Origin of the sequence: Dactylosporangium maewongense (assembly GCF_039531485.1) — a bacterium.
Lineage (GTDB): Bacteria > Actinomycetota > Actinomycetes > Mycobacteriales > Micromonosporaceae > Dactylosporangium > Dactylosporangium maewongense.
Genome location: NZ_BAAAQD010000001.1, coordinates 722714 through 729927 on the forward strand (window position 1 = coordinate 722714; position 7214 = coordinate 729927).

Below are 7214 nucleotides of genomic sequence, written 5' to 3' on the forward strand. Positions count from 1 at the left end.
TCTCTGCGCCGCCGCCGACGGACGTCTCTGCGACGCCGATCCGCGGACCTCTCTGCGCCGCCGCCGGCGGACCTCTCTGCGTCGCCCATCCGCGGACCTCTCTGCGACGCCGCCGGCGTGACCGTTCCGCAGGCCCTACAGCGGCTCCTGCACCGGCCCACTCCGCAGCGTGCGTAACGTCGGCACAGCGCTCGCCGCGACCGCCAGCAGCAGGCACAGCCCGACAACCCCGCCCACCACCGTCCACGGCACGACCAGCTCCACCGGCGCCCCCACCTGCTCGGCCAACCCCGCCCTGATGCTCAGCAACGCACCGAACGCGACCACGCCCCCGAGCACCGCCCCGATCAGCACCACGAGCGCCGACTCCGCCGTCACCAGCCGCAGCACCTGCCGCCGCGTCGCCCCCGCCAACCGCACCGCCCGCAGGTCCGCCGCCCGCCCAGCCGCCGCCATGAGCAGCGTGTTGGCAACGGCGATGGCCCCATACCCAGCAGACACCGCGATCAGCAACACCGTGAACATCCAAACGAGCCGGTCCTCGGCGCCGTCCTGCTCCGCCGCCCACGTGCCCACGTCGACGACCCGAGCACCAGACCCCGCCGGCACCTCGACCCGGTCCCGAACAAACACCGCCGACGTCAACGCCGACAGGTCATGCGCCCGCACCACCGCCCGCGGCAGGACCATGTCTCCCGGGATGGACGCATCGGAGATCACCGCGACCACCCGCAACGCCACCACCGTCCCGTCGGCGAACATCACCGGATACACCCCCGGAACCCCACCCCGCCCAGCCCCGCCACCCGCCGCCCCCGCGCCACCGGACGCCCCCGCGCCACCAGACGGCATGGCGGCTCCGGAGCCCGCAGCTCCAGTCGACGGCATCGCACCACCGGACGGCACCGCGCCACCGGACGGCACCGCGCCACCGGACGGCACCGCGCCACCGGACGGTTTCGCGCTACCGGACGGCACCGTGCCGCCGGACGGCATCGGAGCGCCGGATGCACCGGCCGAGCCCGTTCCAACGGTGGTGCCGGACTCGGTCGCCGAGGCCGCCGCGGCAACAGATGCCGTCAGGACCACCGTGTCGTCCCCGCGCAGGTCCGCGAGCGAGCCGCTCACCACCTCGAGACGCCGGTTCACCGTGGCGAACGCCGCAGGCTCCACCCCGAACGCGGTCCGCGGCGCGCGCCCGTCACCGCCCTCGGCAGGCGGGACGAACACCGTCGTCGGCAGGATCGCCGCACCGGGCACCGCCGCGACGGCCGCGTCGGACAGACCGGGCGCCCGGTCAGGCGCGACAACCCAGCCGGCGTCGACCCGCGCGGACCGCCCCGCCGCGTACGCCCCGGTCGACGTGCGGACCATGCCGGACACCAGCACCGCGAACGAAACCGTCAGCAGCACCGGCGCCGCCGTCGACGCCGTGCGCCGGGCCGCGGTCAGCGCACTGCCACGGACCAGCATGCCGATCGCACCGCCCCGCGACGGCAGCGGCGAACGCAGCAGCCGCACCACAGGACCGACGACCGCCGGCGCCAGGACGGTGACACCGCTGACGAGGGCCATCATGCTGTACAGCGCGAACGTCGCCGAATGCTGCGCGCTGCCCGACGTCGCCGTCCCCACGCCGAGCGCGGCACCGGCGGCGACCAGCAGCAGGCCGGTGACCCAGCGCGCCCACCCCATCGGCCGCTGCTCGACCACCGCCTCCCGCAACGCCTCGAGCGGACGCACCCGGGCCGCCCGCCGCGCCGCCGACCACGCCCCGGCCAGCGCGACGACCGGCCCGGCCGTGAGCGCCACGACGAACGGCCACGCCACCAACCGCACCCGGAACGTCGCCGGCTCGAACCCCGCGTCGACGAGCGCCCATCCCAGTGGGGTTGCGGCGGCGGTACCGACGAGCATGCCGACGACAGAGCCGGCGGCGCCGACGGCGAGCGCTTCGCCCTGCACCGTCCGCCGGATCTGGCGTGGCGTGGCGCCGACGGCGCGCAGCAGCCCGAACTCCCGCCGCCGCTGCGCCACCGCGAACGCGAACGTCGACGCGACCACGAACACCGTCACGAACCCGGACAACGCCGCCACCGCGGTCAGCACCTGCATCCCGATCCACCGCATGCGCGCGTCGTCGCGCGGCTCCAGCACGCCCCGGTCGTCGCCGGTCAGGACCCGGGCGCCGGTGCCGGTGACCTCGCGGGCCGCCGCGGCGACGGCCGTGGGGTCAGCGCCGGGGCGCAGCATCAGGCCGATCGTGTCGACGCCCGGCGCGAGGGCCGCGGCGACCTCGTCGGTGACGTGGAAGCCGGGCGAGTCGACGGTGCCGCTCACCGTGTACGACGTGGGCCCGGCAGCGGTGAGCAACGTGACCCGGTCGCCGGGCGGCAGCCCCAGCGCCCGGTCGACGACCACCTCGCCGGGACCGCGCGGGGCGGTGCCCGCCGTCAGACGCAGCCCGCCGAGCTGGGCGCTCGCCCAACCGTGTCCTTCGCGGGCGTCCTGCCTCCGTCCGTCGGCCGCAAGCGGCCGGCCGTCGACGATCGCCTGCACGTAGAACGTGCGGTCGGGGATGGCGGCCGCGACACCAGGGACAGCGGCGAGGCGCCTGGCGAGCGCCGTGGCAGCATCCGAGGACAACGGCACAGGCGGCGGGAACGAGTCGGCGGGCGCGACGGCGTCCACGCTGCGGACGACCACGCCGGCGGCCGCGAGACGGTCGGGGACCTGCGGCCGTCCCGACGCGAACAGCAACGTCGCCGCCGTGACCAGCGCGATGCCCACGGCGACGGCGACGAACGCGCCCGCGAACCGCCGGACGGTCCGCGTCACCGCCGTACGCCACCCGTCGCCGCCGACTGAGTGCGATGCTCGCCGCCGGGTCAGCATGCCGGCCCCACGGCACCCGCTTCGACGGCGGCGGTCCGTGCGGCGACCGTCTCGGCTGTGATCCCGCCCCGCCCGTCGCTGCCGACCAGCTCGTCCACGATCCGCCCGTCGGCGAGGATGACCACCCGGTCCGCCCACGCCGCGGCGACCGGGTCGTGCGTCACCATCACGACCGTCTGCCCGTGCTCGTCGACAAGGGCCCGCAGCAGTGCGAGGACCTGCCGGGACGTGGCGCTGTCGAGGGCGCCGGTCGGCTCGTCGGCGAACACGACCGCGGGCCGGCTGATCAGCGCCCGGGCGAGCGCGACCCGCTGCTGCTCACCGCCGGACAGCTCGCTCGGCCGGTGCCCGGCGCGGTCGGCCAGCCCGACGGCGGTGAGCGCCGCCGCGACGTCATCCCCTGCCGGCCGGCGGCCCGCGAGACGCTGCGGCAGCGCCACATTCTGCGCGGCGGTCAGCGTCGACACCAGGTTGAACGCCTGGAACACGAACCCGATCCGATCGCGGCGCAGGCGCGTCAGCGCGTCCTCGTCCAGGTCGTCGAGGCGGGTGCCGTCGACGGTGACCGAGCCTGACGCAGGACGGTCCAGGCCCGCGGCGCAGTGCAGCAGCGTCGACTTGCCCGACCCGGACGGTCCCATCACGGCCGTGAACGTCCCCCGGTCGAACCCCACTGTCACGCCCGCGAGGGCCGTCACCTGCCGTGTGCCGGAGCCGTACACGGCCCGCACGTCGTCGAGAAGCACCGTCGGTGTCATGCCCACGAGCCTGCCCGCGGGCGGGGTCTCGCCGCGTCCGACTCAGGTCGTTCGATTGCGTCGTACTTGAGTCGGAGGCACCGGGACCTGAGCCCGATGCGTAGTTCTTAAGTATGACCTCGCGAGGCAGACCTGAGAATGACGCGTCCCCGCCTCACCTGCGACTACCGTCGACCTCGTGCGCGAACTCCTGCTGACCCGCCGCCTGCGGCCCGTCGACCTCTACGTGGTCGACGCGGTCCTCGCCGTGGTGCTGGGTGCTTCGCTGTGTGCCTATGCGGCGCTCGAGTCGCCCGAGGGCACAGGCGTGGTCGAGCCGGTATGGGTGTCGGTGCTGACCGGCCTCGTCATCGGCCTGCCGCTCGCCGTGCGCCGCCGCTTCCCGGTCGCGGTCGCCGTCACGGTCAGCCTCGCCACCACCGTCGCGCTCGCGACCGGCGTCATCCCCAACTTCGCGGCCGCCGCGCCGTCCCTCTCGCTCGCGCTGGCCTTCTATACCCTCGCCGTCGCGACCCCGCCACGATGGTCGCTGCCGGTCGCGGCAGGCTGCCTCGCGGCGGTCGTCACGGCGCTCGCCACGACCGGCGGCACCCTCTGGTCGAGCAGCTTCGCCGTCGTGTACGGGGCGGTGATGACCATGCCCGGCTGGCTCATCGGCTGGACGTTGCGGGAGCGGCGGGCGCACGCGGCACGGCAGAGCGAGCAGGTGACCCGGCAGGCGGTCGCGGAGGAGCGGCTGCGGATCGCCCGCGAGCTGCACGACATCGTCGCCCACACGATGAGCCTGATCGTGGTCAAGGCCGCCGTCGGCAACCACGTCGCCGAGGCGAGCCCGCAAGAGGCCCGCGACGCGCTGAGGGTCATCGAGGCGACCGGCCGGGGCGCGCTGCTGGAGATGCGCCGGGCCCTGGGCATGCTGCGCGACGACGCGCCGTATGCGCCGGCGCCCGGGCTGGCAGAGCTGCCGGCGCTGGCCGGGCAGGCCTCGTTCGGCGACGTGGAGGCGTGCCTGGAGGTCACCGGGACGGTGCCGCAGGAGGCAGTGCCCGAGTCGGTGGGTCTCGCGGTGTACCGGATTGTCCAGGAATCCCTGACGAACACGGTGAAGCACGCGGCGCCGGCCCGCTGCCGGGTGACGGTCACGATCGCCCCCGCGGATGTCCGCGTCGAGGTCGCGGACGACGGCCGCCGCCCGATCCGCACGCACAGCACCGGCCATGGACTGATCGGTATGCGCGAGCGGGTCGCCGCCCACGGCGGCGACTTCACCGCCGCACCGAGGGAGAGCGGCGGGTTCGTCGTCACGGCCAGGTTGCCGTACACGCCGGTCGAGGTGCCGACATGACCACGACGCAACGCCCCGCATGGGCTGCCGCGCCGGCGCGACCCGCACCCCCGGCGACGGAACCCGCGCGGCCCAACGAGACGGCGCGCCTCCGTCGTGTCCTGACGGCGGTGGAGCTTGGCTGCGTCGAGGTTGTCGCGGCCGGGGTTCCGGCGGCGGGTCCTGCTCGGGTTGGGGTAAAGGCGCGGCTGGGACTGGTGGCGGTAAGACCGTCGGCGGAGGTGCTGTCGGGGGTGGAGCTTGGGCGGGTTCGGATGGCGCGGGTGGGGTTGCCGCCGGTGAGGCTTGGGTGGAGGGCTTGGGTGGCGCGGATGGGTTCGTCGACGGCTGGGGTTGGGGCGTTGGGTTGGCACGGTTGGAGTTGTCGGCGGTGGGGCCTGGGTGGGTTGAGGTGAAGGCGCGGCCGGGGTTGTCGGTGGTGGGGCCTGGGTGGAGGGGCTGGGTGGCGCGGATGGGTTCGTCGGCGGTGGGGCTTGGGTGGGTTGAGGTGAAGGCGCGGCCGGGGTTTCCGGCGGTGGGGCTTGGGTGGGCTGGAGCGGTGGCGTGTTCGGCGTGGGTATGGGCGTGCATGAGAGCGTGGGGAACGGTCAGGTGCATGGGATTGTCGGTGGAGGTGGTGGCGTGATCAGGGTGTTGATCGCGGATGACCAGGCGTTGCTGCGAGGGAGCTTCCGGGTCCTGGTCGACCTGAGCGGGGACTGCACGACGGTCGGCGAGGCGGGCAATGGGGTGGAGGCGGTGGCGCTGGCCGGGCAGCATCGGCCGGATGTGGTGTTGATGGATGTGCGGATGCCGTTGATGGACGGGATCGAGGCGACCCGGCGGATCTGTGCCGACCCGGTGACCGCTGCGACGCGGGTGGTGATCCTCACGACGTTCGACCTCGACGAGTACGTGTACGGGGCGCTGCGGGCGGGGGCGAGTGGGTTCCTGCTCAAGGACACGCCGCCGGGGGAGCTGCTGAACGCGATCAGGGTCGTGGCGGCGGGGGACGGGCTGCTCGCGCCGTCGGTGACGCGACGGCTGATCGGGGAGTTCGCACAGCGGCCGGTCGCCGTGCCGGCGGTGCACCGGCGGCTGGACGGGATCACCGGTCGGGAGCGGGAGGTGCTGACGCTGATCGCGCGCGGTTCGTCCAATGTGGAGATTGCAGGGCAGCTCAACCTGAGCCTCGCCACCGTCAAGACGCACGTGAGCCGGTTACTGGCCAAGCTTGAGGTGCGGGACCGGGCACAGCTGGTCATCGTCGCGTACGAAACGGGTCTCGTCACCGTCGCGCAATGACCGCCGTCGGCCGGTGGATGCCCCCCGTTGCCGTCGCAGCCGCCGGTGTTGGGTGCGTGCACGACGCTGGGTGTGCGTTGGGATGTCGGTATTGCGACCTGGTGGGGTGGGGGGAGTTCGGGGCGGGGGATGCTCTGGGGCGTTGAGCGGAGGGGTTGTATGACGGTGGGAGTTGCGGTGCGCAGGCCTGGGGTGGTGGACGCGGCGCGGTGGTTGCTGCTTGGGGTTGCGGTGCTGACGGTGGTTGGTGCGTTGCTGGGAGTGGTGTTGCTGGAGGACTTGCGGCGGGCGTACATCTCGGCGTACGGCGGGATGCGTGGCGGGGACGAGGCGACCGGGGCGGCGATCGCGGGGGTGATCGGTGCGGTGGTGGTCGCGGGGGTGTGTGCGGTGACGGCGTTGTTGCTCGGGCGGCCGCGGAACTGGGTGCGGGTCGGCGCGTGGGTGGTCTGCGCGATCGGGGTTTGCTGCCTGAGTCCTGGGCTGCTCGGGGGAGGGGTGGTGGCGTCGGCGCGGATCGTTGGCAATGGGGCGGGGTCGGGTGAGATCGCGGCGGCGATGGAGGTGGCGATGCCTGGCTGGTACGGGCCGCTGACGGTCGTCCTCGCGGGTGCCTCGGTGGCCGGGGTGGTCGCTGCGGGGGTGTTGCTGGCGTTGCCGGCGTCGAACGCGTACTTCCGCAGGCCGTCGGCGCCGGTAGTCGGGTAGCCGCAGGCGCCGGTCGTGGGGTGGTCGCAACTGCCGGGTCGTCGGATAGCGGCCGGTGCGGGGGCAAAGGGCGCGGCCGCCGGGTAGCCGCCAGGCGTCGGGTAGCCGCAGGCGCCGGTCGTGGGGTGGTCGCAACTGCCGGGTCGTCGGATAGCGGCCGGTGCGGGGGCAAAGGGCGCGGCCGCCGGGTAGCCGCCAGGCGTCGGGTAGCCGCAGGCGCCGGT

The 7214-nt window shown here is 74.2% G+C and carries 5 protein-coding genes; 3 read left to right on the forward strand and 2 right to left on the reverse strand.

Features of this window, described 5'->3' with window-relative positions; all coding sequences use genetic code 11:
• Positions 1 to 135: 135 nt before the first annotated feature.
• Positions 136 to 2838 carry an FtsX-like permease family protein gene (locus ABD332_RS03095; protein ID WP_344499258.1) on the reverse strand — a complete coding sequence of 901 codons (2703 nt, stop codon included), beginning with the start codon at positions 2836 to 2838 and terminating at the stop codon, positions 136 to 138.
• Positions 2839 to 2888: 50 nt separating this feature from the next.
• Positions 2889 to 3653 carry an ABC transporter ATP-binding protein gene (locus tag ABD332_RS03100; protein WP_344499260.1) on the reverse strand — a complete coding sequence of 255 codons (765 nt, stop codon included), beginning with the start codon at positions 3651 to 3653 and terminating at the stop codon, positions 2889 to 2891.
• Between the two features lie 178 nt (positions 3654 to 3831).
• Between ABD332_RS03100 and ABD332_RS03105 the strand changes: the two genes are divergently transcribed.
• From ABD332_RS03105 to ABD332_RS03115, 3 genes are all read left to right on the forward strand, one after another.
• A complete protein-coding gene (locus ABD332_RS03105) occupies positions 3832 to 4998 on the forward strand; it encodes a sensor histidine kinase (protein WP_344499262.1) in 1167 nt (388 codons plus the stop codon).
• Positions 4999 to 5619: 621 nt separating this feature from the next.
• Positions 5620 to 6282 carry a response regulator gene (locus ABD332_RS03110; protein ID WP_344500696.1) on the forward strand — a complete coding sequence of 221 codons (663 nt, stop codon included), beginning with the start codon at positions 5620 to 5622 and terminating at the stop codon, positions 6280 to 6282.
• A gap of 195 nt (positions 6283 to 6477) precedes the next feature.
• The gene (locus tag ABD332_RS03115; RefSeq protein ID WP_344499264.1) at positions 6478 to 6990 is read left to right on the forward strand and encodes a hypothetical protein; all 513 of its coding nucleotides are present in this window, start codon (positions 6478 to 6480) and stop codon (positions 6988 to 6990) included.
• The last annotated feature ends 224 nt before the right edge of the window (positions 6991 to 7214 follow it).

Excerpts from the sequence above, each read along its gene's own strand:
- ABD332_RS03100 (WP_344499260.1), bottom strand. The coding sequence starts at position 3,653 with ATGACACCGACGGTGCTTCTCGACGACGTGCGGGCCGTGTACGGCTCC.